This is a genomic window from Tenacibaculum sp. L6, assembly GCF_028823685.1.
In the GTDB taxonomy this organism is placed as follows: Bacteria; Bacteroidota; Bacteroidia; order Flavobacteriales; family Flavobacteriaceae; genus Polaribacter.
Genome location: NZ_JAPEHZ010000165.1, coordinates 1 through 744, shown reverse-complemented (window position 1 = coordinate 744; position 744 = coordinate 1). Strand labels below are relative to the sequence as shown.

Annotated in this window: 1 protein-coding gene; it reads right to left on the bottom strand. The window is 30.4% G+C overall.

Going from position 1 to position 744, the window contains the following annotated elements; genetic code table 11:
* Positions 1-21: 21 nt before the first annotated feature.
* Complete coding sequence (locus OU788_RS12510; protein ID WP_446751497.1) at positions 22-489, bottom strand: peptidoglycan-binding protein LysM; 468 nt, start codon at positions 487-489, stop codon at positions 22-24.
* Positions 490-744 lie beyond the last annotated feature (255 nt).

The window sequence follows — 744 nt, the reverse complement described above, 5'->3', positions numbered from 1 at the left end:
TTTATTTTTTAGTTAAGTTAGTTAAACAACGGGCTTTTTAGTTGCTTCGATATTAGAAACATCATAATCAGCAAACTTTTTCAAATACGATTCTATTGATGTTCCAAAAGCATCGTTAAATTGAATAGCTCCGTTTGATCGTAAAAACTTTTTTACATTTCCAGCACCACTTAAATGGGCTGCAGCTAAAATACCTGATTCAGTTATCTTTATTCCGTTAATGGTTTTGCCAACGCTTCTTTTAATATCCTTACGTAAAATCCATTTGTTTAGCTTACAGTAATCTACAAATGTACGTTCTTGTAATTCAGGAGTTTTTAAGAAGTAATCGGTGTTGTAAATTCGGAATCTTTTTAAAGTTTCTTTACCAAATTGGTATTTCCCTAAGTAGCCAAGCTCATTAATAACTCTGTATCTCCCTTGAGATTCTTTAAAAGCTAAAGCTTCTTTAAATCCAACAAAATCATTTGATAAAAAAGGAACATTCACTTTTTCGATTTTGTTCGCTGGAACTGGGGTGGTAACAGCTTTTTCGTGTTTAGTTGTAACCTCTGTGAAACTAGTTAAGAATCCAAATGTTACAATGACTAATACTAAATGTCTGATAATTATATACTTTCTGTTTAGCCAGGCAAAGATACGGTAATTTTTTACAACAGACTATAAATCAATAAATTACCGTTATTTAGCTGTTAAGAATAAGGGTGTTTTCTGGTGTTTTATTTAGTTAAAATATAAAAAAAA